Origin of the sequence: Nocardioides sp. 503, from assembly GCF_004522095.1 — a bacterium.
Classification (GTDB): Bacteria; Actinomycetota; Actinomycetes; order Propionibacteriales; family Nocardioidaceae; genus Nocardioides.
The window spans coordinates 614,044-638,023 of sequence record NZ_SPUI01000002.1 but is presented as its reverse complement, the minus strand read 5'-3'; the positions used below and the strand labels follow the sequence as shown (position 1 = coordinate 638,023).

Sequence of the window (23,980 nt, the reverse complement as noted above, 5' to 3'; positions counted from 1 at the left end):
CCGCACGCGGCCGGTCAGCAGGCGTCGTTGCGCCAGCCGCCGGACTCGAGCACCCACGGCTCCCCGGTGGGCTCGGTGTCCGACTCGACGACGACGTAGGTGTAGCTCACCAGCGCCCGCTTGCCGTCGACCTCCGCGTCGTACGACTGGAGCTCGAGCGGCTCCGAGTGCATCGAGCCGTTGAGCTCGACCTCCGCGGTGAACTGCTGCTCGTCCATCGTGTCCCGGCACCGCTGCGACATCAGCCGCAACGCCGCCGGCACCTTGCCGGTCAGCGAGGCATCGGAGTAGGCCTGGACCGCCGCCCTCAGCTCGATCTCCGCGGGCGAGCCCGAGGCGGTGCTGCTCGGCGCCGGGCTGCTCGGACGGGGCTCGGCCCGGCCATCGGGATCGTCGTCGTCGCGCGAGCAGCCACCGAGGACCAGCACCACGGCGCCCAGCGCCACCATCTGTCGCATCACGGGACGAAGCCTCGCACGCCACCACCCAGCGGGCCGCCCGGTGCCAGCGCCAGCCGCGCGAACCGCTCCCCCATGCGCTGATGGCTGGCGGCGTCGGGATGCAGGTCGTCGGGCAGCGGCAGCTCGGCGTGGTCCTGCCCACCGTAGAGCTCGCGGCCGTCCAGCAGGTGCAGGTGCGGGTCGGACACCGAGCGTTCGGCGACGATGCGCGCCAGCTCGGCGCGGATGACCTCGAGCGTGAGCTTGCCGGCGGCCACCTCGGCGGGGTCGCCCGCTGCGGTGAAGCGCAGCACGCCGTCGGCCAGGCCGCTGACGTCCATCGCGGTGGGGCCGGGGACCTGCTCGTGGATGGGGCACAGGATCGGCGAGACCACGAGCAGCGGGGTGGTCGGATGACCGTCGCGCACGGTGTCGAGGAAGCCGTGGACGGCGGTGCGGAACGCCCGCAGCCGCATCGCGTCGGTGTTGACCAGGTTGATGCCGATCTTGACGCTGACCAGGTCGGCCGGCAGGTCGCGGATCGTGCGGGCGACGAGCTGGTCGAGCAGCGCGCTGCCCGCGAAGCCGAGGTTGACCAGCTCCACGCCGCCCAGGCGGGCGGCCACCGCGGGCCAGGTGCCGGCGGGGTGGGCGGCGTTGGAGCCGTGGCTGATCGAGCTGCCGTGGTGCACCCACACAGGCCTGCTCGCGGTGCTCGGCCCGACCGGCGCGTCGGCCCGCAGGTCGACCAGGAGCGTCGCCTCGTCGTGCGGCAGCCAGATCTCGACGTCCTTGGCGGCTTCGCCCAGGTCGGCGAAGCGCAGGGTGACCGGTGCGCCCTCGCGGTGCTCCACGGCGCCCGTCGTCAGGTCGATCGTGTCCACGTCGCCGCCGAGGGCCGTGGCCTGCCCGGTCGGGCGCCCGTCGACCACGAGGTCGTAGACGCCGTCGGGTCGCGGCGGGGCTCCGACGTAGTCGCGCTTGGTCGGCACGACGTCGAGCTCCACCACGGTCGCGGCGGTGCGGAAGGCCAGGCGTACGCCGGACGGCTGCTCTTCGGCCCCGGCCAGCTGGGGGTCGGCGGCCTGGGCCAGCGCGGGCGCGGTGAGGCGGTGCGGGCGCAGGCCGCGCGGCGTGGGCTCGACCTCCACGGCGCCGCGCAGCAGGTCGACGATCGGGGTGCTCTCGAGGGTCACGGGTCGGTGCCTTCCGGGGTGGGCCAGCTGCGGAGCAGGGCGTCGAGGGCGTCGAGCGAGCGGCGCCAGGAGGTCTCGGAGTCGGGCTCGCTGTGGCTGAAGGCGCCGGCGAGCTCGAGGTCGACGTAACCGCGGAAGACGCCTCCGAGCAGGCGTACGGCGTGGGTCCGGTCGGGCTCGGTCAGGTCGTAGCCGCGCAGCACGGCGCGGCTCATCGCGGCGTGGCGCGGGCCGGCGCTGGCGCGGGCGGTCTCGGTGTCGAGGCGCAGCTGCGCGGCGGCGTAGCGGCCGGGGTGCTCGCGCGCGTAGTCGCGATAGACGTCGGCGAGCGCGACGAGCGCGTCCTTGCCGGAGCGACCTGCCAGGGCGGCGTCCCCGCGGTCCGCCATCTCCTCCAGCGCCAGCAGCGCGATGCGCGTGCGCAGGTCGTCGGAGCCGGTGACGTGGGAGTAGAGGCTGGCGACCTTGACGTCGAAGCGCCGCGCGACCTCGCTGATCGTCACCCGGTCGAAGCCCAGCTCGTCGGCGAGCTCCGCGCCCGCCAGCGCGAGCCGTTCCTTGGTGATGCCGGCGCGCATGGCGTCTCCTCCCGTGTCGCGTTTCCTAAGTCAACTATGCATCTACCTAAAGACCTTAGGCAACTCGGCGGGCGATAGCGTCGTCGCATGCGCAACCCGATCGGCACCCACGTCCTGGTGGGCAAGGGCCTCGCGGACGGTGCGCTCGCCAACGCCGACCTGGTCGGCGCCGAGACCATCCAGGTCTTCGTGGGCAACCCGCGCGGCTGGGCGCTCTCGGCGGGCAAGCCGGCCGACGACCGGCGCTTCCGGGCGGAGACCGAGCGGCGCGGCATGCGGACGTTCATCCACACGCCGTACCTGGTCAACCTGGGCTCCCCCACTCCCGCCACCTACGCCAGCTCGGCTGCGCTGGTGGCCCACAACCTGCGCCGGGCAGCCGAGATCGGCGCGGAGGGCGTGGTCGTCCACACCGGCTCCTACGTCGACGCCGACGGCGGGCCCGAGCGGCACGCGGAGGCGATGCGGCAGGTGCGCGAGGCGCTGCTGCCGGTCCTGGATGCCATCGCCGACGACGCCGCCCCGTGGCTGCTGCTCGAGCCGACCGCGGGCCAGGGGCGCTCCCTGTGCGCCGGGGTCGAGGACCTCACCGGCTACCTCGACGCGCTCGACCACCACCCCAAGGCCGGTCTGTGCCTGGACACCTGCCACGTCTTCGCCGCCGGCGCCCCGCTCGACGAGCCCGGCGGGACCACCGCCACGCTCGACCGGATCGTCGAGATCGGCGGACCCGGCCGGCTCCGGCTGGTCCACGCCAACGACTCGATGGACGTGCGGGGCGCCTTCAAGGACCGCCACCAGGGCATCGGCGAGGGCCACATCGGCGTCGGCGCCTTCGAGGAGCTGTTCGCCCACCCGGCCACCGACGGCGTCCCCTTCATCCTCGAGACCCCCGACTCGCGCGGCGCCGACACCCGCGACCTCCCCCTCCTCAAGGAGCTGCGCGCCCGCGCCCTGGTCAGCCCGTGACCGGCTCGCGGCGTACGACGCTGCTCGCCACCGGCGCCCTGCTGGCCATGACCGCCTGCTGGGGCTCGACGTTCTTCCTCATCAAGGACCTCCTCGACCGGGTGCCGACCCTGGACTTCCTGGCCGTGCGCTTCACCATCGCCGGGGTGGTGATGCTCGCGGTCGCCCCACGCGCCGTGGCCCGGCTGTCCCCCGAGTCCCGCCGCCGCGCCCTCGCGCTCGGCGCGCTCTACGGCGTCGCGCAGATCCTGCAGACCGCCGGGCTCGCCCACACCGCGGCGAGCGTGTCCGGCTTCATCACCGGGATGTACGTCGTCGCGACGCCGCTGCTCGCCGCCGTGCTGCTGCGCACCCGGATCACCGCTGTCACCTGGCTCGCCGTGCTCCTGGCCACTGCGGGGCTGGGCGTGCTGACGCTGGACGGCGTCGCGATCGGCTACGGCGAGGCGATCACGCTCGTGGCCGCGATCCTCTACGCGCTTCACATCGTGGGCCTGGGCGCCTGGTCCCGGCCGGACGAGGCGCTCGGGATGTCGATCGTGCAGCTGCTCGTCATCGCGGTGATCTGCCTGGTCGCGACCGCGCCCGACGGGATCGTCCTGCCCGGCACCACCGTCGACTGGCTTTCGGTCGTCTACATGGCGGTGTTCGCCGGCGCCCTGGCTCTGGTCGGCCAGACCTGGGCGCAGGCACACCTGGCGCCGACGCGCTGCGCGATCATCATGAGCATGGAGCCGGTGTTCGCGGCGTTCTTCGCGGTCCTGCTCGGCGGCGAGTCCCTGGCCCTGCGGATGCTGGTCGGCGGGTTCATGGTGCTGACCGCGATGCTCGTCGTCGAGGTCGGCCCGCGCCGCAAGGTCGTGGGCGAGGTCCAGCATCTCGCGGTGTGAGCACCCGGGCGCCGGGGTCCGCGCCCCTGGCTAGAGTCGCCCCTGTGACGCACACGTATCTCTTTGGACACTCGCCGGGCATCCCCGTGCGAGCCGTCTAGACGCGCTCACACACCATCCATCGCCCCGGCACCGACCGGGGCGTTGTGCTGTCCGGGGCGGGTCGGGCACCAGAGAAGAGGAACCCCATGGTCGTCGTCATGTCACCGGACGCCACCGACGAGGACGTCGCGCACGTCGTCGAGAAGGTCGAGGCGGTCGGCGGCGAGGCCTTCGTCTCCAAGGGCGTGGTCCGCACCATCATCGGCCTGGTCGGGGACATCGAGTCCTTCCACCACCTCAACCTGCGGACCCTGCGCGGGGTCGCCGACGTGCACCGGATCAGCGACCCCTACAAGCTGGTCAGCCGCCAGCACCACGCCACCCGGTCCACCGTCTGGGTCGGCCCCCAGGGCGCACAGGTGCCGATCGGCCCGGACACGTTCACCTTCATGGCCGGGCCGTGCGCCGTGGAGACCCCCGAGCAGACGCTCGCCGCCGCGCAGATGGCGCGCTCCGCCGGCGCCACGATCCTGCGGGGCGGGGCGTTCAAGCCGCGCACCTCGCCGTACGCCTTCCAGGGGCTGGGCCGCGCCGGGCTGGAGATCCTCGCCGACGTGCGCGAGGCCACCGGCCTGCCCATCGTCACCGAGGTCGTCGACGCGCGCGACGTGCCCGTGGTGGCCGAGCACGCCGACATGCTCCAGGTCGGCACCCGCAACATGGCCAACTTCGGGCTGCTCCAGGCCGTCGGCGACGCCGGCAAGCCGGTGCTCCTCAAGCGGGGCATGACCGCGACCATCGAGGAGTGGCTGATGGCGGCGGAGTACATCGCCCAGCGCGGCAACCTCGACGTCGTCCTGTGCGAGCGCGGGATCCGCACCTTCGAGCCGGCCACCCGCAACACCCTCGACATCTCCGCGGTGCCGGTGGTGCAGGCGACCAGCCACCTGCCGATCATCATCGACCCCTCGCACGCCGCCGGCCGCAAGGACCTGGTGGTGCCGCTCTCGCGGGCCGCGATCGCCGTGGGCGCCGACGGGATCATCGTCGACGTGCACCCCACGCCCGAGACCGCGCTGTGCGACGGGCCGCAGGCGCTCCTGGGCAACGACCTGCGCGACCTCGCGAACGCCGTACGCCGGCTGCCGCCCGTCGTGGGACGCGTCGATGCCGCGGAGCGGATGCGCGTCTAGAGTCTGCGGCGTGGAGACGTGTGAGCGGTGTGGGCACCCGCTGGGGGCGGGGCGCTACTGCCTCAACTGCGGGCACCCGACCGGCCGCGGGATGACCGACACCGCCGAGCGCCCGGCCGTGCGGGACCCCGGCGCGGCCCCCACCGCCGCGGCACCGACGGCTGGAGTGCCGATCACGCCTCCCCCGGCGCTGCAGACGCCGGCGGAGCCGCGCTTCCCGCTGTTCGCCGACGAGGTCGCGCGCGGCCCGATGCCCAGTGGTCCACCCCCGAGCCCAACCCCGCCGGCCGCACCGCCGCCGAACCTGCCGTCGACCGACCACCGGGCCGCGCGCGCCGGCCGGCCGGGCTGGCTGCCCTGGGTGATCGGTGCGGCGGTGCTCGTGCTGGTCGCCGGGCTGGGCGTGGTGCTGCTGGTGACCGGCGGCGACGACGACGAGGAGCCGTCCGCCCGCGACACGACCTCCTCCTCGCCGGAACCCACGCCGACCACCGAGGCGCCCTCCACGGAGCCGACGCCGACCCCGACCCCGACCGCGGAGCCCGAGCCCCCGCCGCCGCCGGCCGAGCCGGAGGACGTGGCCACGCGCGCCAGCGCGAAGGTGCCCGCCACCGCGCCGCCCAACACCGACGTGGAGGGCAACCTCGTGCGCTTCGAGGCGCGCAACATGCTCGACGGAGTCCCCACCACCTGCTGGCGGATGCCCGGCGACGGCACCGGCTCGGCGGTCACGATCACGCTCGACGGCCCGACCACGCTGACGCGGGTCGGCATGGTCAACGGCTACGCCAAGAGCTCGCAGGACGGCCGCCGCACGCTCAACTGGTACCAGGGCAACCGCCGCGTCCTGGTCGCCGAGTGGACCTTCGACGACGGCACGACCGTCGAGCAGAGCTTCGGCGAGACGCGCGAGCTGCAGATGATCGACGTCGACGCCGTCACGACGTCCACGGTCACGCTGCGCCTGGTCGACGTCTCCTCCCCCGGCACCGGTCGCGCCCGGCGCGACTACACCGCGATCAGCGACCTCTCCCTGGTCGGCTCGCCCGCCTCGTGACGCCGGCCCCGTGACCCCGCTGCCCTACCACCGCGTCGTCGCCGACGTGCTGGAGCGCGAGCACCCGGAGTCCTTCCGGGCGCTGGCGGCGCGGGGCGGGCACGGCCGCGACGACCTCGAGCAGGCGCTGCTGCGCAGCACCTACCGGCTCGAGGCGGCCGCGCACCCCGAGGTGCACGCCGCGGTCGGCCGGGCCGCCGACGCCCTGGGCGTGCGGGTGCCCGTGGAGGTCTACGCCGACGAGGGGCAGCAGGCGCCCAACGCCGAGCTGGTCTTCGTGCCGGACCGGGCGGTCCTGCTCTTCAGCGGACCGACGCTCGACCTGCTGGAGGCCGACGAGCTGTGCGCCGTCGCCGCCCACGAGCTGGCCCACCACGAGCTCTGGACGACCGAGGGCGCGCGCTACCTGGCCGCGGCGCGGCTGCTCGACGCGGCGGAGGCCGACGCCCGCACACCGTCGGAGTACCTCGAGACCACCCGCCGCTACCGCCTCGCCACGGAGCTGTACGCCGACCGGGCGGCCCTCGTCGCGACCGAGGTGCTCACCACGGCGGTGGGCGGGCTGCTCAAGGTGGCGACCGGGCTGCGCCGCGTCGACCCGGCGGCGTACCTGCGCCAGGCGGCGGAGGTGGACCTCTCCTCCGGCAGCGCCGGCACGACCCACCCCGAGACCGTCCTGCGCGCCTGGGCCCTGCAGCAGTGGCACGAGGACCCCGAGGCCGCCGACGAGCGCGTCGAGAAGGCCTTCGCCCCGTCGCTCGACCTCAACACCCTCGACCTGCCCGGCCAGGACCGGCTGCTGGCGCTCACCCGCGACCTGGTGACCGCCGCGACCGCGGTCGAGGGCCTGGACACCCCGGAGGTCGCCGAGCTCACCGAGCAGTACGGCGTGGCGGCGGCGGGCCCGACGTACGCCCGCGTGCCGTCCTCCCTGCTCCCCCACCCGCTCCCGGCCGAGACCCGGCGCTACCTCGCCACCGTGCTCGCCGACCTCGCGACCGCCGATCCCGAGTCCGGGCCGGAGACGCTGGCACGCATGCTCGCGTTCGCGCGCCGGACCGGGCTGGCCCCGGAGTTCCTCAAGCTGCTCGGCGGCGAGCTGGGGCTGTCCGAGCGCGACCGCCGTCGGGTCGGCGACCGCGCCGACGCACTGCTCTCGGGAGGCGAGTGATGCGGGCCCTCGTCGCGAGCGCGGTCGAGCGCGGCGGCCTGCCCGTCGACGACGTCCTGGCGCTGACCCTGCCCCTGCTGCGGCAGGTGCAGGCCGTCCACGAGGGCGGCCAGGTCGCCCCCCTGCGGGGGCTCGACGCCCTCCGGGTCGCCGAGCACGCCCTCGGGTTCGACCCGGCCGACGCGCACCCCGGGCTGCGGCACCCCTCGGCCCTGCGCGCCGCGGAGGAGCCGGCCTCGGGCGCGCTCGACGTCCGCCGCGGCGCCGACCGGCGCCGCGACCTGTCGACCGGCACCACCACCGACGAGGTCGACGTGGATCCCGCGGGGCCACGCACCGCGCGGATCGTCGCCGGCTGGCAGCGCTGGGAGCACCTCGTGGACCACCACGACCAGCTCACCGACATCGGCAGCCTGGGCGAGCTCCTCGCAGCGCTGTGCTGCGGGCTCGACCTCACCGACCACGGCGACGCCGCCCAGCTCGCGAGGCACCACCGCAACCTCTTCGCGCTCGCGCCGACGCTCCACCCGGTGGTCGCCGCCGTCCTCACCTCGATGCTCGAGCCCCGGCGCCACCTCCGCGCCCAGGACCTGGGCGACGTGACGCTGCGGCTGGCGACCTACCGCGACCAGCCCGAGGACTTCGACCTGGCCCGCGTGCTCGCCGACGAGGGCCGCTTCCGCGACCGGCGCGAGGCCGTACTCACGCACCTGCGCGACCGCCTCTTCGACCTCACCCGCCGCAACCCGCTGCTGCACTTCCGACCCACCCAGCGGACGCTCAACCTCACCGAGGCCTCGGTGCCGCTGGTGCTCGACGTGCGCAGCGTGCGCGCCGAGCAGCTGTTCACCTGGGGCGGGAAGGCCGCCGAGCGGCTGGTGGACGGCAAGCCGGTCGACGTCGGCTCGGTGGTGCGCTGGGACGACGCGCCGTACGCCGCCGCGTCGCTGGACGCGATCATCTCGACCGCCCGCCGCGACCGGGCGGAGTACGGCCAGGACCAGCTGCGGCTCGTGACGGCGTTCCTGCGCTGGCAGGACGTCAAGGGCGACCCCGGCGTCGTCATCTCCTCACCGCTGGTGCTGGCGCCGGTCACGCTCGCCAAGCAGCGCGGGGTGCGCGACTCCTACCGGCTCCAGCTGGTGACCACCGAGGCCGAGGTCAACCCGGTCCTGCGCCAGCAGCTGCGCGAGCTCTACGGCTTCACCCTGCCCACCACCGTGGACCTCGCCGACCCCGACGCGCTCACGACGCTGCGCGCCACGATCGAGCAGCAGGCCCGTGCCAGCCAGCCGGGCGTCACGGTGACGCTGCTCGACCGGCCCCGGATCGAGCTGATCCGCTCCCGGGCCGAGACCGCCCTGCAGTCCTACCGTCGGCGGCGCAGCACGGGACGTCCCGTGATCGGTCGCCGCCAGTACGCCTACTCCTACACGCACCCGGGCTGGGTCCCGCTGGGCGTGCAGGTCTTCAAGGACCGGGTGCTGCGCGCCCCGCTGCCGGTGGCCGTCGAGCTGGGCGACGCCCCGGTGCCGCGGCAGGCGGTGATCGAGCAGGAGACCTTCAGCATCGACACCCAGGGCGACGGCAACCCCTACGCCTGGGAGCTCGACCTGTGCGCGGTCACGCTGGCCAACTTCAACTACCGCACGCTGAGCCTGGTGCGCGACTACGACTCGCTGCTGGCCGAGCCGGCCCCCCACGCGGCCTTCGACGAGCTGTTCTCGACCGCGGCCCGTGACGTCGCCGACCCCGGCACCGAGATCGAGGTGGAGGACCGCTACCTCGTCGTCCCGGCCGACGACTCCCAGCTCAGCGCGATCGCCCAGGCGCGCGCCGGCGACAACTTCGTCATCCAGGGACCGCCCGGCACCGGCAAGTCGCAGACCATCACCAACCTGATCGCCGACTACCTCGCCCGCGGCCGGCGGGTGCTCTTCATCTGCCAGAAGCGCGCCGCCCTCGACGTGGTCCACGCGCGGCTGCGCTCGCAGGGGCTCGACGAGGTCTGCACGCTGGTGCACGACAGCCAGGCCGACAAGAAGGCGTTCGTGCACGCGCTGCGCGACACCTACGAGCGCTGGCTCTCCCCCGCCCAGGACCTGGCCGACCTCGAGGCGGCCCGGAGCCGGCTGACGGCCGAGCTGGCCCGGGCGCGCGCCGAGATCGGCGCGCTCGAGCAGGCGCTCACGACCGGCCCGGCGCCGCGGCTGGTCGACCTGGTCGACCGGCTGGTGGCGCTGCGCGAGTCGCACTGGGGCACCGACCTCCCGCCCGCGGAGCAGCGGCTGCTCCCGCTGGCCGACGAGTGGCGCGAGGCGCGGAGCTCGGTCGACGCGCTCGCCGCGGCGCTCGCCCGCCACGACGGCGAGGAGGTGCTCGGCCGCTCCCCGGCCCGCCACCTGGACCCCGCCTGCCTGGCCGACCCCCGGGTGGACGCGCTCGTCGCCGAGCGCGCGGCGACGGTGGCCGCTGCCCTCGACGACGTACGCCGCCGGCTCGGTGGCGGCCCCGAGGGGCTCACGCTGGCCGAGGCCCGCGCCGTGGGCCGGCTCCACGAGCTGCTGGACCCGCTCGCGCAGCGGGGCCGCCTCGACGTGCTCCGCCAGCGCTCCGCCGACGCCGTGGCGCTGCGCGAGCTGGCGGCGGCGCACGAGCAGGCCGCGCGCGTCGCGCAGGAGGCCGCGGCAGCGGCGGCCGGCTGGCGCGAGCCGCTCGCTCCCGACGACGCCCGGGCCGCGCTCGAGGTGGCTCGCGCCAAGGAGCGCTCCGTCTGGCGCTTCCTGAGCGGCGACTGGCGGCGGGTGCGCGACGCCGTGGCGAGCGGCTACGCCGACCCCCGACGCCAGGTCCCGCCGACGACGAGCGAGGCGCTGACGCTGCTCGTCGCCCGCCACGACGCCGAGGCCGCGCTGGCCGGGCTCCGCGCCGAGGCCGAGACCTCCTGGGGCCACCCCGACCTGGCCGGGCTCGACACCGAGCTGGTCGCCGTCCGCCGCGAGGGCGGCGCGGTGGGAGCGTGGCGCGACCTCCTGGTCACCGCCGACGACCGCGTGCGCGAGGAGCTCGACGAGCTCGCCGGCCCGCTCGCCACCATCGATGCCGCGGCGGCCGGGGTGCTCCACCTCGACGGGACCCTCGAGGACCTGGGCCGGGACCTGGCGGTGCTCGCCACCCCGGCCGGGCAGGCGCTGGTCCGCGCGGTGGCCCCCGCGCTGCGCGAGCTGGTCGAGCACCCGCAGGTGCTGGCCGCCGTCCGCCGCCTGGACGCCGGTCCCGACCAGCTCGAGCACGCCGTGCTGGCCGCCGAGCTCGAGCGGCGGCGCGCCGCGGCGCCCGCCCTCGACACCGTGGACGGCCCCCGGCTCGCCGACCTGCTCGCGGCGGTCGGCGGCGTGCTGCCCCGGCTGCAGGAGGCCAACGCCCGCGTCGTCATCGCCCGGCTGCGCGACCGCTTCGCCGCGGCCGTGGACCACAGCCAGCGCAGCGTGCAGGGCATGAGCCGCGAGGAGCGGGCCACGAAGGCCGTCTGGGTGGCGGGACGCCGGGTGCTGGAGCACGAGTTCGGCAAGGTGCGCGCCTACAAGTCGATCCGCCAGCTGACCTCGACCGAGCCGGGCACGGTCGTGGGTGCGATGCGCCCGGTGTGGCTGATGAGCCCGGCCTCGCTGTCGGACGTGCTGCCGCTGGAGTCGGCGTTCGACGTGGTGATCTACGACGAGGCCAGCCAGGTGCCCGTGGAGGAGGCGGTCCCGGCGCTGCACCGGGCCGGGCAGGTGATCGTGGTCGGCGACCGGATGCAGCTGCCGCCGACGACGTACTTCCAGACCCGCGTGGAGACGCCCGACGAGGACGACGACGACCCCGCCCAGGTGGGAGTCGTGCTCGACGCCGACAGCTTCCTGGCGGTCAGCTCGGTGCGGCTGCCCTCGACGATGCTGCGCTGGCACTACCGCAGCCGCTACGAGGCGCTCATCCAGTTCAGCAACGCCGCCTTCTACGAGGGCCGGCTGGCGACGATCCCCGACCGGCAGCCGGCCACCGCGCTGCGACCGCTCGCGGTCACGGTGGGCGACGGCATCGACGAGACCGGCATGGTCGACGACGTGCTGGCGCGCAGCATCAGCCTGGTCCGGGTCGAGGACGGCGTCTACACCCAGCGCACCAACCCCGCCGAGGCCACGTGGATCGCCGCCTTCGTGCGCGACCTGCTGCGCCGCGGGACCGGGCTGACCGTGGGCATCGTGGCGTTCAGCGAGGCCCAGCAGAACGAGATCGAGCGGGCGCTCGAGCGGCTCAGCGCCGACGACCCGGACTTCGCCGCCGCCTACGAGGCCGAGCTGGTGCGCGAGGAGGACGGGCAGGGCGTCGGGCTGTTCGTGAAGAACCTCGAGAACGTCCAGGGCGACGAGCGCGACGTCATCGTGATGAGCGTCTGCTACGCGCCGGGACCCGACGGCCGCATGCGGATGAGCTTCGGCCCGATCAACAACGCCGGCGGCGAGAAGCGGCTCAACGTCATCTTCAGCCGGGCCAAGCGCCACATGGTGCTGGTCTCGAGCATCGACCACACCGCGATCACCAACACCTACAACGACGGCGCCAACACCCTCAAGGGCTTCCTGCGCTACGCCGGGGCCGTCTCCGCCGGTGACGAGCACGGCGCAGCGACGGTCCTGCGCTCCCTGCGCGAGCGCGAGGCTCAGCCCACCAGCACCGACGACGTGCCCGTCCTCGTCGCCCAGCTCACCGAGGCCCTGCGCGGGCGCGGCATCGACGTCGCCCCCGGGGTCGGCCAGTCCGGCTTCCGGTGCGACCTGGCGCTGCGGCGCCCGGGCGCCCCGGCGTACGCCGTCGCGGTGCTCGTCGACCACCCGGCCCGCATCGACGGCGGCACGCCCGACGAGCGCCGCCTCACCCAGCCCGCCGTGCTCTCCTCGGCGGGGTGGCGCGTGGAGCAGGTGGTCGCCACCGAGTGGCTGGAGCGGCCCGACGCGGTCGTCGACCGGCTCGTCGCCGCCCTCGCCGAGGACTAGAGAGCGGCCAGCACCTTGGCGGCGCGCTCGGCGTCGTCGCGGGTGATGCCCAGGTGCGTCACCAGACGTACGACGGTCGGCCCGACGAGGGCGACCCGCACGCCCTCCTCCGCCGCGCGCAGCACGACCTCGGCCGCGTCGGCGCGGGGCACGACCACGATGTTGGTGTCCACGGTCTCCGGGTCGACCCCGCAGGCCTCGGCCAGCAGCTTGGCGTGGGCGTGGTCGTCGGCGAGCCGCTCGACGTGGTGGGCCAGCGCGTGGAGGCCGGCCGCGGCGAGGATGCCGACCTGGCGCATCCCGCCGCCCATGCGCTTGCGCCACACGCGAGCCTCCTCGATGGCGTCGCGGGTGCCCAGCATCAGCGAGCCGACCGGGGCGCCGAGGCCCTTGGACAGGCACACGGCCATGACGTCGGCGATCGCGCCGTACTCGGCGAGCGGGGTGCCGGTGGCCACGTGGGCGTTCCAGATGCGCGCGCCGTCGAGGTGGACCGCCGCACCGACGCCGGTGGCGTAGTCGCGCAGGTCGCGCAGGTCGCCCAGCGGCAGCACGGCCCCGCCGGCGAAGTTGTGGGTGTTCTCCACCGAGATGGCGGCCGTGCGGACGAAGAACGGGCCCATCTCGGGGGCGAACAGCGTCTGCACCGACGCCAGGTCCACCTGCCCGCGCGGGTGCATCCAGGTGCGCATCGTGACGCCGCTGTAGGCGCCGTGGGCGCCGAGCTCGGCACGCGCGATGTGGGCGCTCGCCTCGCAGAGCACCTCCTGGCCGGGCGCGACGACCGAGCGGACGGCGAGCACGTTGGCCATGGAGCCGGTGGGCGTGAAGAGGGCGTCCTCGTGGCCGAACATCTCGGCGACGCGCTCCTGGAGCTCGAGGACCGTGGGGTCCTCGCCGTAGACGTCGTCGCCGACGTCGGCGCGGGCCATGGCCGTGCGCATCGCCTCGGTGGGCTGGGTGACGGTGTCGCTGCGGAGGTCGATCATGCTTAGGCGCGCCGCAGCATCTCGGCGACCAGGAAGGCCAGCTCGAGCGACTGGACCCGGTTGAGGCGCGGGTCGCAGACCGACTCGTAGCGTCCGCCCAGGTCGGCCTCGAGCAGGTCCTCGCCGCCGCCGACGCACTCGGTCACGTCGTCGCCGGTCAGCTCGACGTGCACGCCGCCGGGCCAGGTGCCGAGCGCGTGGTGGACGTCGAAGAAGCCCTGCACCTCCTCGATCACGTCGCCGAACGCCCTCGTCTTGTAGCCGGAGCTGGCCTCGAAGGTGTTGCCGTGCATGGGGTCGCAGACCCAGGCGACGTTGACGCCCTCGGCGGTGACCTTCTCGACCAGCTGCGGCAGACCGTCGCGGATCTTGCCGGCGCCGAAGCGCGTGATGAAGGTGAGCCGGCCGGCCTCGTTGTCGGGGTTGAGCCGGGAGGCCAGCGCGAGCGCGTCGTCGGGGGTCGTGGTGGGGCCGAGCTTGACGCCGATGGGGTTCTTGATGTGGCGCAGCAGCTCGACGTGGGCGTTGTCGAGCTGGCGGGTGCGCTCGCCGATCCACACGAAGTGCGCGGAGACGTCATAGGGCTGCTGGGTGCGCGAGTCGATGCGGGTCAGCGCGTGCTCGTACTCCAGCACCAGCGCCTCGTGCGAGGAGTGGAAGTCGACGCGGTGGAACTCGTCGGGGTCGGCGCCGATGGCCTCCATGAAGGCCATCGCGCGGTCGATCTCGTGGGCGAGCTTCTCGTACTGCTGACCGGCCACGGAGTCGCGGACGAAGTCGGTGTTCCAGGTGTGGACCTGGCGCAGGTCGGCGTAGCCGCCGGTGACGAACGCGCGGACCAGGTTGAGCGTGGCCGCCGAGGAGTTGTAGACGTCCACGAGCCGCTGCGGGTCGTGCACGCGGGACTCGGCGGTGAAGTCGTAGCCGTTGACGGCGTCGCCGCGGTAGGCCGGCAGCGTGAGGTCGCCGCGGGTCTCGAGGTCGGAGCTGCGCGGCTTGGCGTACTGGCCGGCGATCCGGCCGAGCTTGACGACCGGGACGGAGGCGGCGTAGGTCAGCACGACCGCCATCTGCAGCAGCACCCGCAGCTTGTTGCGCACGTTGTCGGCGGTGACGCCGGAGAACGTCTCGGCGCAGTCGCCGCCCTGGAGCAGGAACGCCTCGCCGCGCGAGACGGCCGCGATCTTGGCCTTGAGGTCGTCGCACTCGCCGGCGAAGACCAGCGGGGGCACGGAGCGCAGGCGCTGGACGGCGGCGTCGACCGCGGCGCGGTCGCCGTACGTCGGCTGCTGGGCCGGCCCGAGGGCGTGCAGGGCGGCGAGGTCGGGGATGGTGGTGCTCACCGGCCAAGCCTACGGTGACGGCCGCACCCCGACCGATTCGCCGGACGGCCGTGGACGGCCTACTCCTCGAGGTGCTCGATGTCGCGGAAGCCGGTCTTCTTGGCCCGGATGCCGCGGTTGGTCATCCACGTCAGCGCCCACAGCACGATGCCGACGCCGAGCAGCCCGGCGGCGACCGAGTACTGCACCCAGTCGTCGCGGTCGCGCGCCCAGGGACCGGCGAGGAACAGGCACGCGGCGCCGGCGACGTAGGGCGACCAGGACGGAGCGCTGAAGCCGCCGTCGGCCGCCGGGTCGCGCCGCAGCACCACGCACGCGATGTTGACGACGGCGAAGACGCAAAGCAGGAGCAGCGCGGTGGTGCCCGAGAGCGCCTTGATCACCGAGGTGTCGGCGAGGAAGGTGACCGCGAAGATCAGGCCCAGGGCCAGCGCCGTCGAGAAGGCGATGCCGGCGTAGGGGGTGCGGCGGCTCGGCAGCACCTTGCCCAGCACCCGCGGCAGCACGTCCTGGTGCGCCAGGCCGTAGAGCAGGCGGCTGGCCATGAGCATGTTGATCAGCGCGGTGTTGGCCACCGCGAAGACGGTGAGGAACGGGAAGATCTTGTCGATCGGGAAGTCCGGGGCACCGGTCGACACGACGCTGAGGAGGACCTTGCCCTCCTCGGCGACCACCGACTCGATGTCGGACTGCGGGATGACCGCGATGACCGAGATGGCGACGAGGATGTAGACGAGCACGGCGATGCCGAGCCCGGTCAGCATGACGCGCGGGAAGATCTTGAGCGGGTCCTGCGTCTCCTCGACCATGTTGACGGAGTCCTCGAAGCCCACCATCGCGAAGAACGCGATGGCGGTCGCCACCGTCACCGCCAGGAACAGGCCGCGGTCGCCCCCGGACTCGAACGTCGCGACGCGACCCAGGTCGCCGTCGCCCTTGGCGATGACGAAGAGGCCGATGCCGATGACGATCGCGAGCGCGGCCATCTCGACGAGGGTCAGCACGACGTTGAACTTCACGCTCTCGCCGACGCCGCGCAGGTTGATGCCCGCGAGCAGCACCATGAACGCCATGGCCACGACGGTGACCGCGGTGTTGCCGTCCGCGACGTCGCCACCGACGCCGTTGATGCCGGCGAGCAGGTTGGTGGCGAGCAGGTTGGCCGAGGTGGACGCGCTGGTGATGCCGGAGCAGACCACCGCGAACGCCACCAGGAACGTCACGAAGTGGATGCCGAACGCCTTGTGGGTGTAGAGCGCGGCGCCGGCGGCCTGGGGGTACTTGGTGACCAGCTCGAGGTAGGACAGCGCCGTCAGAGTGGCCACGAAGAACGCCACCAGGAACGGCACCCACACGATCCCGCCGACCTCGAGCGCCATCTCACCGGTGACGGCGTAGATGCCGGCGCCGAGGATGTCGCCGACGATGAACAGCAGCAGCAGCTTGGGGCCGAGGACCCGCTTGAGGTCGGGCTCGGGGCCGTTGACGTCGACGGCTTCGGTGCTCTGTCCGGACATGTGCTGCCTCCCGCTCGACGACTATCCTGACCCAGGCTTCCACCGCTCACATTCGCACAAACCTGCCGTCTCACGGCGACGCGCGACGCCGATGTCGAGCCAGTCCACTCGTCATGAGACACTGATGTCTCAATTGAGCCACGCCTGTCCCAGATCGGATCCCCCATGCAGACCCGCGACGAGGTCCTGGACGCGGCCCTTCGATGCCTCAACGCCGACCCCACCGCCTCCCTGACCGAGGTGGCCGGCGCCATCGGCATCGGGCGCGCCACCCTGCACCGCCACTTCGCCAGCCGCGAGGCGCTCGTGCACGAGATCGCGCAGCGGTCCCTGGACCGCTGGGAGCGCGGGCAGGCGGAGGTCGACATGTCCGGCGCGGCCGCGTCGGGCGACGCGGCGCGGATCGAGGCCTGCCTGCGCACGATGCTGGCCGCGTTCGTCCAGGACGCGGAGGACTTCGCCTACGCCCTGACCGACCCGTGCATGCTGTCCCAGCCCGACCTGGCCTCCCGCATGGCGCAGCTCCAGGAGCTCGAGGTCGCGTTCTTCCGCGCGGCGCAGGAGGCGGGCGTCGTACGGCGTGACGTCCCGGCGGTGTGGCTCAGCCACACCACCTACGGGCTGCTCATCGCTTCGCGCGAGGCGCTGCAGGCGGGCGACGTGGCGCCGAACGCGATGGCCGACCTGGTGGTCTCGACGTTCCTGGACGGAGCGGGTGCCCGATGAGCGCCGTCCTTCCCGACACCGGCGAGCAGGCGCCCTCGGTGCGGCGCCGCTGGGCCGGCCTGGCCGTGCTGTCCGCGAGCCTGCTCGTGGTGGTCATGGACATGACCATCCTCAACCTCGCCCTGCCCGACATGTCAGCGGACCTGCGTCCGTCGTCGGTCGAGCTGCTGTGGATGGTCGACGCCTACCCGCTCGTGCTCGCGGGGCTGCTGGTCGCGGCCGGCTCGCTCGGCGACCGCTGGGGCCGGCGCCGGATGCTGGTGGCCGGCTTCAGCGTGTTCGCCCTGGCCTCGCTGCTCGTGCTCGTCGCGGACAGCCCCGGCGAGGTCATCGCCGTCCGTGCCTTCCTGGGCGCCGGCGGCGCGATGATCATGCCCTCGACCCTGTCGCTGATCCGCACCCTCTTCTCCGACCCGCGCGAGCGCGCGACGGCGCTGGGCGTCTGGGGCTCGGTCGCCGCGGTCGGCGGCGCGCTCGGCCCGATCGTCGGGGGCGCGCTGCTGGAGCGGTTCAGCTGGCACTCGGCGTTCCTCTTCAACGTGCCCGTGATGGTCGTCGCCGTGGTCGCCTCGCTGCTGCTGCTGCCGGAGAGCCGCTCCGCGCGCCCCGGGCGGCTGGACGCGATCACCCTCGTCTCGTCGATGCTCGGGATGGTCGCGCTGGTGCACGCGATCAAGCAGCTCGGCAAGCACGGCCCAGAGACCGACACGGTCCTCGTGGCCGTGGTGGCCGTGGTCGCGCTGGCGGTGTTCGTACGCCGCTGCCTGACCGTCGCCGCGCCCATGCTGGAGCTGCGCCTGTTCCAGGGGCGCGCGTTCAGCGCCGGCGTGGTCACCGCGCTGGTGACCAGCTTCGCGATGGCGGGGCTGCTGCTGCTGGTCGCCCAGTGGCTGCAGCTGTCCGAGGGCTACCGCCCGCTGCGCGCCGGGGTCGCGCTGCTGCCGATGGCGGCCGGTGGCGTCATCGCCGGGCCGTTCGCGCCCGCGCTCGCCGCACGCATCGGCGCCCGTGCGGTGCTTGCCGGCGGCCTCGTGGTCGGCTCGGCGGGGCTGCTGCTGCTGACCGTGCTCCCCCAGCCGCTGGGCTACCCCGGGGTGGCCGTCGCCCTGAGCCTGGTCGGCCTCGGCCTGGCCTCGCTGGCCGTCGGGTCCGCGGTGATCATGGCCGGCGCGCCGCTCGACCAGGCCGGCAGCGCCGCCGTCCTCGAGGAGTCCAGCTACGAGATCGGCGCCGTGCTCGGCGTGGCGATCCTGGGCAGCATCGCCACCACGGCCGGGCTGGGCCCGGCCACCCTCAGCGAGGCCCTCTCCCGCGTGGGCCTCGCCGGAGGGCTGGCGATGCTCGCGGTCGCCGGCCTGGTCGCGGTGCTGACGCCCCGCGACCTGGACCTGTCAGCGGTCGAGCACTGATCGGGCTCAGCCGAAGAAGACCTGCGCCTCGGCGTACTCCTCCGGGCTGACCAGCTTGAGCTCGGCGGTGCCCTCGCTCAGGGGCACCCGGATGATCTTGGTGCCGCGCAGCGCCATCATCGTGCCCCAGTCGCCGTCGGCGACCGCGTCGATGGCCTGGAGGCCGAAGCGCGTCGCGAGCCAGCGGTCGAACGCCGTGGGCGTGCCGCCCCGCTGCACGTGGCCCAGGACGACCGCGCGGGCCTCCTTGCCGGTGCGCTGCTCGATCTCACCGGCGATCCGGTCGCCGATGCCGCCGAGGCGGACGTGGCCGAACGCGTCCTTCTCACCCGACACCAGCGTCATGTCGCCGCCCGCGGCCGGCACCGCGCCCTCGGAGACCACGATGATCGGCGCGTAGCTGGTCTCGAAGCGCGCCTCGACGTTGGCGCAGAGCTGCTCGATGTCGAAGGGCTGCTCGGGGATGAGCACGGCGCTGGCGCCGCCGGCGATGCCCGAGTGCAGCGCGATCCAGCCCGCGTGGCGGCCCATGACCTCGACGACGAGGACGCGGTGGTGCGACTCGGCGGTGGTGTGGAGCCGGTCGATGGCCTCGGTCGCGATGTTGACCGCGGTGTCGAAGCCGAACGTGAAGTCGGTGCCGGACAGGTCGTTGTCGATGGTCTTGGGCACGCCGACCACGTGGACGCCGAGGTCGGCGAGCTTGGTGGCCACGCCGAGGGTGTCCTCGCCGCCGATGGCGACCAGCGCGTCGACGCCGTGCTCGGCGAGGTTGTCCTTGATGCGCTCCACGCCGTTCTCGATCTTGAACGGGTTGGTGCGCGAGGAGCCCAGGATCGTGCCGCCGCGAGGCAGGATGCCGCGGCACTGCTCGATGCCGAGCTCCATGGTCAGGCCCTCGAGCGGGCCCTTCCAGCCGTCACGGAACCCGACGAACTCGAAGCCGTGGGTGCGGACCCCCTTGCGGACGACGGCGCGGATCACCGCGTTGAGCCCGGGGCAGTCGCCGCCTCCGGTGAGCACTCCGACGCGCATGGGGACCTCCTGGTTTGGAACGTTCACAGTGGACGTCCCACACCCTAGTGAGTCGGTGGCTCAGGTGGCGAGCGCGACCACCAGCAGGTCGAGACCGAGGCCCGCGGCGACCCCGAGGAGCGCCGCGCCGAGCATCGGCAGGTAGCCGCCGCCGACCGTGCGGTCGGTGGGCAGGTCCGCGGAGGCCCACCGGGGGTCGCCGCCGATGGCGGCGAGCTGCTCGGGCGTGACCCGGTCGTCGAGCACCGCGGCCTCGCGCTCGTCCGGGTGGAGCAGGACCGCCACCGGCGCCTTGCGAGACTCCAGGCCGATCGTCGCCGGCACCAGCGCGGCGACGCGGCGCGGGCCGTCGGACGCCAGCGCCGTCACGACCAGGACCACCGACGGCGCCGGGATCGGCTGCGGCGTGGTGGCGAGGTACGACGGGTGCTTGGCCGCGATCCGGCGGCGGGCCACCCTCCCGGCGGCGGGGACCCCGGTCACCCGCCCGGTCACGAGCTCCGCCCCGGCGCGCGCCAGGGTGGCCTTGAGGGCACGGTCGGTGCGCCGGCTCCAGACGAGGACGCCGACGCCCCAGCCGACGGTGACGAGCAGGCCGAGGCAGAACAGCGTGATGACCACGCCCCAGTGCTCGCCGGAGATGCCGAAGAAGGACCCCATCGCGATCGCCGGCCCCAGCATCTGGAGGAAGAGCATGGTGCGGGTCTGCCGCGCGAGGTCGTTGAGCACGGGGGCATCCTGCCCCGCGCGCCGGACTTGAACCTCAGGCGGCCTGCGGCTCCTCGGCCGCGTTGGTCACGCGGTCGGCGGCCCGCGGCATGACGGCGCCCAGCCGGGCGGCGCACGCCATGCCCACCAGGGCGATCGCGAGGAACGCCAGCCACACGGGCTCCGACCCCCGGTCGAGGAGCCAGGCGATGCCGACCGGGGCGACGGCACCCGACCCGTTCCACGCGAGCTGGATCAGCGAGAGGTAACGGCCGCGCAGGTGCTCGGGAGCCGCCTCCGCGGACAGGGCGCCGTGCACCGGCCCGCCGAGGAGCTCGCCGACGGTGTAGACGACCGAGCCGACCAGCACGACCACCGTCGCGAGCACGGCGGAGAGCCGGCTGGCCCCCAGCAGCACCACGAACGACGCGGCGAACGTCGCGTTGGCCGCCATCAGCACCCGCCAGCGCACCCGGCCGGTCAGCCCGCGGACCACCAGCCCCTGGCCGAAGCCGACCATGATCGTGTTGAGCGTGAAGATCGCCCCGGTCACCCAGCCCGCGAGCCCCAGCACCTCGGTGGCGTAGACCGGCAACGCGAAGTTGAGCGCCATCATCGACGTCGAGTAGGCCAGCTGCCCCCAGAACAGCACGCGGTAGGGACGGTCGCGCAGGACCACCGCCCACGAGCCCGGCTCGGCGCTGACCGCCGTACCGCGGTGGGTGGCGGGCACGGCCAGCAGCAGCGCCAGCGCGACGGCGTACGACGCGGCGTTGGCGACCACCACGGCGGCGTAGGCCGACGGGGTGCCGATCGTGATGGCCGCGCCTGCGACGAGGCCGCCGACCGCGAAGCCGACGTTGCGCAGGGCGCCGAGGAAGCCGAACCACTTCTCCCGCTCCCCCGGCGCCGAGATGGCGGCGACGATGTTGCCGAAGGAGCCCCAGAAGGCGGTGCGGCCGACGGTGACGACCACGGTCCAGAGCGTGACGACGGCGAAGGAGTCGGCCACGAGGTAGGCGGCGAAGCCGACGGCCTGCAGCGCGTTGCCGGCCAGCAGCACCCGCTTGGCGCCGACGCGGTCGACCACCGAGCCGATCAGCGGGCCCGCCGGGAGCGCGACCAGGCTGGCCAGCGAGATCGCCCCGCCGACCTGCACCAGGGTGAGGTCGGTGGTGACGAGGAAGTAGAGCATCGAGACGGGCATGAAGACGCCACTGCCCATCGCGTCGATCGCGAGGGCGGTGACGAACCGTCGGTGGTCGCCGACGGCGGGGAACCCGAGACGTTGCAGCACCCGAGCATCCTCCTTCTTCAACCGCGGTTGAGGGCAAGCGGTTATCGGACCCGGCCATCCCCGGTGGCTAAAGTCACGCGCATGACCTTCTCGATCGTGGCCCGCTCCGCCGACGGTGAGTCCTGGGGGGTGGCGGTGGCCTCCAAGTTCCTCGCGGTGGGCGCCGCCGTGCCCGCCGCCGTCGCCCAGGTCGGCGCCATCGCCACCCAGGCCGACGCCAACGTCGCCTACAAGGGCATCGCGCTGGCCCACCTCGACGAGGGCGCCACCGCGGACGTCGCCCTGCAGCGACTGCTGGAGGAGGACGACGGCCGCGACCACCGTCAGGTCGGCATCGTCGACGTGGACGGCAACGCCGCCTCCCACACCGGCCATGCGTGCATCGAGTGGGCCGGCGGGTCGACCGGCCAGGACTACGCGATCCAGGGCAACTGCCTGGCCGGGGCCGACGTGGTGGAGGCCATGGAGCTGGCCTGGCAGGCCTCCGACGACGACGCCCCGCTGGCCCAGCGGCTGCTGCTGGCGCTGGCCGCCGGCGACGCCGCCGGCGGCGACAAGCGGGGACGGCAGTCGGCCGCGCTGCTCGTCGTGCGCGAGGGCGCCGGCTACGGCGGCCTCGACGACATCGCCGTGGACCTGCGGGTCGACGACCACCCCGCGCCCGTCGACGAGCTGACGCGCCTGCTCGACCTCAACGATCTCTACCTCACCGCCTCCACGGAGGAGGAGCGCGTGCCGGTGACCGCGGAGCTGGAGGCCGAGCTCGAGTCCTTCGCGCGCGCCGCCGGGCTGGCAGACTTCCACACCTGGGTCGGCACCGAGAACTACGAGATGCGCGTCGCCGGCGACCTGTCCTGGATCGACCAGCGGATCCTGGACATCGTGCGGGGCGAGGCGGGGTGAGCATCCTCGCGATCGACGCCGGCACCACCGGGGTCACCGCGGTCGTCGTCACGCCCGACGGGCGGATCGCGGCGAAGGGCTACCAGGAGTTCGCCCAGCACTTCCCGAGGCCCGGCTGGGTCGAGCACGCGCCGGAGGAGATCTGGCAGTCGACGCTCGAGGCCACGCGCGACGCCCTGAAGCAGGTCGACGTCTCGGAGCTGACCGGCATCGGCATCACCAACCAGCGCGAGACGATCCTGCTCTGGGACCGCGAGACCCTCGGCTCCCCCCGGCGCGCGATCGTGTGGCAGGACCGTCGTACGGCGGACATCTGCGGGCGGCTGCGCGACGCCGGTCACGAGGACCGGGTGGCCGAGCTGACGGGCCTGCGGCTGGACCCGTACTTCTCGGGCACCAAGCTGATGTGGCTGGCCGAGAACGAGCCGCGCACGTGGGGGTTGGTCGAGTCCGGGCGCTACGCCGTCGGCACCGTCGACTCCTACCTCATCGCCCGCATGACCCGCGGCCTCGAGCACGTCACCGACGTCTCCAACGCCTGCCGGACCCTGCTCTTCGACCTCACCACCGGCGACTGGTCCGACGAGCTGTGCTCGCTCTTCGGCGTGCCGCGCGACGCCCTGCCCGAGCTGGTGCCCAGCTGGGGCGACATCGCGACGACCGACCCCCGCTCGTTCCTCGACCTCGAGCTGCCGATCGCGGGCATCGCGGGCGACCAGCAGTCGGCGCTCTTCGGGCAGACGTGCTTCGACGAGGGTGACTCCAAGTGCACCTACGGCACCGGGTCGTTCATCCTCACCAACACCGGGACCACGCTGCAGCGCTCCGACGCCGGCCTGCTCTCGACGGCCGCGTGGCGCTCCCCCGACGGCGAGCTGACCTACGCCCTCGAGGGCGCGATCTTCGTGACCGGCGCGGCCGTGCAGTGGCTGCGCGACGGGCTCCAGATCGTCGGCTCGGCCGCGGAGACCGCGGCGATAGCGGCCACCGTGCCCGACAGCGAGGGCGTCGTCTTCGTGCCGGCTCTGACCGGCCTCGGCGCGCCCCACTGGGACCCGCACGCCCGCGGCATGATCATCGGCATCACCCGCGGCACCTCACGCGCCCACCTCGTGCGCGCGACGCTCGAGGCGATCGCCTTCGAGGTCCGCGACGTCCTGGACACCATGCCGGCCCGCGCCTCGCTGCGCGTCGACGGCGGCGCGGCCGCCAACGACCTGCTGTGCCAGATCCAGGCCGACCAGCTCGGGGTCCCGGTCGAGCGCCCGACGCTCGTGGAGACCACGGCGCTGGGCGCCGCGTTCCTCGCCGGCCTCGGGACCGGCGTGTGGTCCTCCACCGACGAGCTGCGCGACACCTGGCGGCTGGACCGGCGCTTCGAGCCCACCTCCGACCGAGGACCCGCCGACGCCGCCCACGTCCGCTGGAAGGACGCCGTCGAGCGCTCCAAGGGCTGGGCGACGACGTAGCTCACCGGCCGA

The 23,980-nt window shown here is 73.9% G+C and carries 19 protein-coding genes; 10 read left to right on the top strand and 9 right to left on the bottom strand.

Annotation, left to right across the window (positions count from 1 at the left end; translation table 11 throughout):
* Nucleotides 1-14: 14 nt before the first annotated feature.
* The 3 genes from E4622_RS04065 to E4622_RS04055 are packed head-to-tail and all read right to left on the bottom strand — an operon-like array spanning nt 15 to nt 2,214.
* Entirely contained in the window at nt 15-461 is a 447-nt protein-coding gene (locus E4622_RS04065) for a nuclear transport factor 2 family protein (protein ID WP_134738771.1), read from the bottom strand.
* Nucleotides 458-1,636 carry an SGNH/GDSL hydrolase family protein gene (locus E4622_RS04060; protein ID WP_134738770.1) on the bottom strand — a complete coding sequence of 393 codons (1,179 nt, stop codon included), beginning with the start codon at nt 1,634-1,636 and terminating at the stop codon, nt 458-460. Before E4622_RS04060 ends, E4622_RS04065 begins: the two co-directional genes overlap by 4 nt.
* Nucleotides 1,633-2,214 (bottom strand): TetR-like C-terminal domain-containing protein, encoded by a 582-nt coding sequence (locus tag E4622_RS04055; RefSeq protein ID WP_134738769.1) that lies wholly within the window; start codon nt 2,212-2,214, stop codon nt 1,633-1,635. The genes E4622_RS04060 and E4622_RS04055 overlap by 4 nt, the downstream gene beginning before the upstream one ends.
* Before the next feature lie 87 nt (nt 2,215-2,301).
* Between E4622_RS04055 and E4622_RS04050 the strand changes: the two genes are divergently transcribed.
* The 6 genes from E4622_RS04050 (at nt 2,302) to E4622_RS04025 (ending at nt 12,572) form a co-directional block, all read left to right on the top strand.
* Nucleotides 2,302-3,183 (top strand): deoxyribonuclease IV, encoded by an 882-nt coding sequence (locus E4622_RS04050; RefSeq protein WP_134738768.1) that lies wholly within the window; start codon nt 2,302-2,304, stop codon nt 3,181-3,183.
* Entirely contained in the window at nt 3,180-4,073 is an 894-nt protein-coding gene (locus E4622_RS04045) for a DMT family transporter (protein WP_245155875.1), read from the top strand. The genes E4622_RS04050 and E4622_RS04045 overlap by 4 nt, the downstream gene beginning before the upstream one ends.
* Nucleotides 4,074-4,273: 200 nt before the next feature.
* Complete coding sequence (gene aroF / locus E4622_RS04040; RefSeq protein ID WP_245155874.1) at nt 4,274-5,308, top strand: 3-deoxy-7-phosphoheptulonate synthase; 1,035 nt, start codon at nt 4,274-4,276, stop codon at nt 5,306-5,308.
* A 10-nt stretch (nt 5,309-5,318) separates the two neighbouring features.
* Nucleotides 5,319-6,365, top strand: coding sequence for a hypothetical protein (locus E4622_RS04035; RefSeq protein ID WP_134738766.1), 1,047 nt, complete (start codon nt 5,319-5,321; stop codon nt 6,363-6,365).
* Between the two features lie 10 nt (nt 6,366-6,375).
* Nucleotides 6,376-7,536 (top strand): M48 family metalloprotease, encoded by a 1,161-nt coding sequence (locus E4622_RS04030; RefSeq protein WP_134738765.1) that lies wholly within the window; start codon nt 6,376-6,378, stop codon nt 7,534-7,536.
* The gene (locus E4622_RS04025; protein WP_134738764.1) at nt 7,536-12,572 is read left to right on the top strand and encodes an AAA domain-containing protein; all 5,037 of its coding nucleotides are present in this window, start codon (nt 7,536-7,538) and stop codon (nt 12,570-12,572) included. The genes E4622_RS04030 and E4622_RS04025 overlap by 1 nt, the downstream gene beginning before the upstream one ends.
* Here the strand turns inward: E4622_RS04025 and E4622_RS04020 are convergent.
* Genes E4622_RS04020 through E4622_RS04010 form a run of 3 tightly spaced genes read right to left on the bottom strand, consistent with a single transcriptional unit; the run spans nt 12,569 to nt 16,421 of the window.
* Nucleotides 12,569-13,561 carry a GntG family PLP-dependent aldolase gene (locus E4622_RS04020; protein WP_134738763.1) on the bottom strand — a complete coding sequence of 331 codons (993 nt, stop codon included), beginning with the start codon at nt 13,559-13,561 and terminating at the stop codon, nt 12,569-12,571. The two genes, E4622_RS04025 and E4622_RS04020, sit on opposite strands and share 4 nt — an antisense overlap.
* Before the next feature lie 2 nt (nt 13,562-13,563).
* Nucleotides 13,564-14,904, bottom strand: coding sequence for a 3-deoxy-7-phosphoheptulonate synthase class II (locus E4622_RS04015; RefSeq protein ID WP_134738762.1), 1,341 nt, complete (start codon nt 14,902-14,904; stop codon nt 13,564-13,566).
* Nucleotides 14,905-14,963: 59 nt separating this feature from the next.
* Entirely contained in the window at nt 14,964-16,421 is a 1,458-nt protein-coding gene (locus E4622_RS04010) for an APC family permease (protein WP_134738761.1), read from the bottom strand.
* A gap of 165 nt (nt 16,422-16,586) precedes the next feature.
* Between E4622_RS04010 and E4622_RS04005 the strand changes: the two genes are divergently transcribed.
* Together E4622_RS04005 and E4622_RS04000 are read left to right on the top strand one after the other, a co-directional pair.
* A complete protein-coding gene (locus E4622_RS04005) occupies nt 16,587-17,147 on the top strand; it encodes a TetR/AcrR family transcriptional regulator (RefSeq protein WP_134738760.1) in 561 nt (186 codons plus the stop codon).
* The gene (locus E4622_RS04000; RefSeq protein ID WP_134738759.1) at nt 17,144-18,556 is read left to right on the top strand and encodes an MFS transporter; all 1,413 of its coding nucleotides are present in this window, start codon (nt 17,144-17,146) and stop codon (nt 18,554-18,556) included. Before E4622_RS04005 ends, E4622_RS04000 begins: the two co-directional genes overlap by 4 nt.
* Nucleotides 18,557-18,562: 6 nt before the next feature.
* On the opposite strand, the gene E4622_RS03995 is transcribed toward E4622_RS04000, so the two are convergent.
* From E4622_RS03995 to E4622_RS03985, 3 genes are read right to left on the bottom strand one after another with little or no spacing between them, the layout of a single operon-like run.
* Nucleotides 18,563-19,591 carry a 6-phosphofructokinase gene (locus E4622_RS03995; RefSeq protein ID WP_134738758.1) on the bottom strand — a complete coding sequence of 343 codons (1,029 nt, stop codon included), beginning with the start codon at nt 19,589-19,591 and terminating at the stop codon, nt 18,563-18,565.
* 60 nt (nt 19,592-19,651) lie between these two features.
* Nucleotides 19,652-20,320, bottom strand: a complete 669-nt coding sequence (locus E4622_RS03990) for a hypothetical protein (RefSeq protein ID WP_134738757.1) — start codon at nt 20,318-20,320, stop codon at nt 19,652-19,654.
* Nucleotides 20,321-20,354: 34 nt separating this feature from the next.
* Nucleotides 20,355-21,596 carry an MFS transporter gene (locus E4622_RS03985; protein ID WP_245155873.1) on the bottom strand — a complete coding sequence of 414 codons (1,242 nt, stop codon included), beginning with the start codon at nt 21,594-21,596 and terminating at the stop codon, nt 20,355-20,357.
* Between the two features lie 81 nt (nt 21,597-21,677).
* On the opposite strand from E4622_RS03985, the gene E4622_RS03980 reads away from it, so the two are divergent.
* Nucleotides 21,678-22,499, top strand: a complete 822-nt coding sequence (locus E4622_RS03980; RefSeq protein ID WP_134738756.1) for a DUF1028 domain-containing protein — start codon at nt 21,678-21,680, stop codon at nt 22,497-22,499.
* Complete coding sequence (gene glpK / locus E4622_RS03975; protein WP_134738755.1) at nt 22,496-23,968, top strand: glycerol kinase GlpK; 1,473 nt, start codon at nt 22,496-22,498, stop codon at nt 23,966-23,968. Before E4622_RS03980 ends, glpK begins: the two co-directional genes overlap by 4 nt.
* The last annotated feature ends 12 nt before the right edge of the window (nt 23,969-23,980 follow it).

Bases quoted from the DNA above. Each gene is read 5' to 3' on its own strand.
- E4622_RS04010 (WP_134738761.1), bottom strand. From the start codon at position 16,421: ATGTCCGGACAGAGCACCGAAGCCGTCGACGTCAACGGCCCCGAGCCC.
- E4622_RS04050 (WP_134738768.1), top strand. From the start codon at position 2,302: ATGCGCAACCCGATCGGCACCCACGTCCTGGTGGGCAAGGGCCTCGCG.
- E4622_RS04055 (WP_134738769.1), bottom strand. From the start codon at position 2,214: ATGCGCGCCGGCATCACCAAGGAACGGCTCGCGCTGGCGGGCGCGGAG.
- E4622_RS04025 (WP_134738764.1), top strand. From the start codon at position 7,536: ATGCGGGCCCTCGTCGCGAGCGCGGTCGAGCGCGGCGGCCTGCCCGTC.
- E4622_RS04000 (WP_134738759.1), top strand. From the start codon at position 17,144: ATGAGCGCCGTCCTTCCCGACACCGGCGAGCAGGCGCCCTCGGTGCGG.
- aroF (WP_245155874.1), top strand. From the start codon at position 4,274: ATGTCACCGGACGCCACCGACGAGGACGTCGCGCACGTCGTCGAGAAG.
- E4622_RS03980 (WP_134738756.1), top strand. From the start codon at position 21,678: ATGACCTTCTCGATCGTGGCCCGCTCCGCCGACGGTGAGTCCTGGGGG.
- E4622_RS03995 (WP_134738758.1), bottom strand. From the start codon at position 19,591: ATGCGCGTCGGAGTGCTCACCGGAGGCGGCGACTGCCCCGGGCTCAAC.
- E4622_RS04005 (WP_134738760.1), top strand. From the start codon at position 16,587: ATGCAGACCCGCGACGAGGTCCTGGACGCGGCCCTTCGATGCCTCAAC.
- E4622_RS04020 (WP_134738763.1), bottom strand. From the start codon at position 13,561: ATGATCGACCTCCGCAGCGACACCGTCACCCAGCCCACCGAGGCGATG.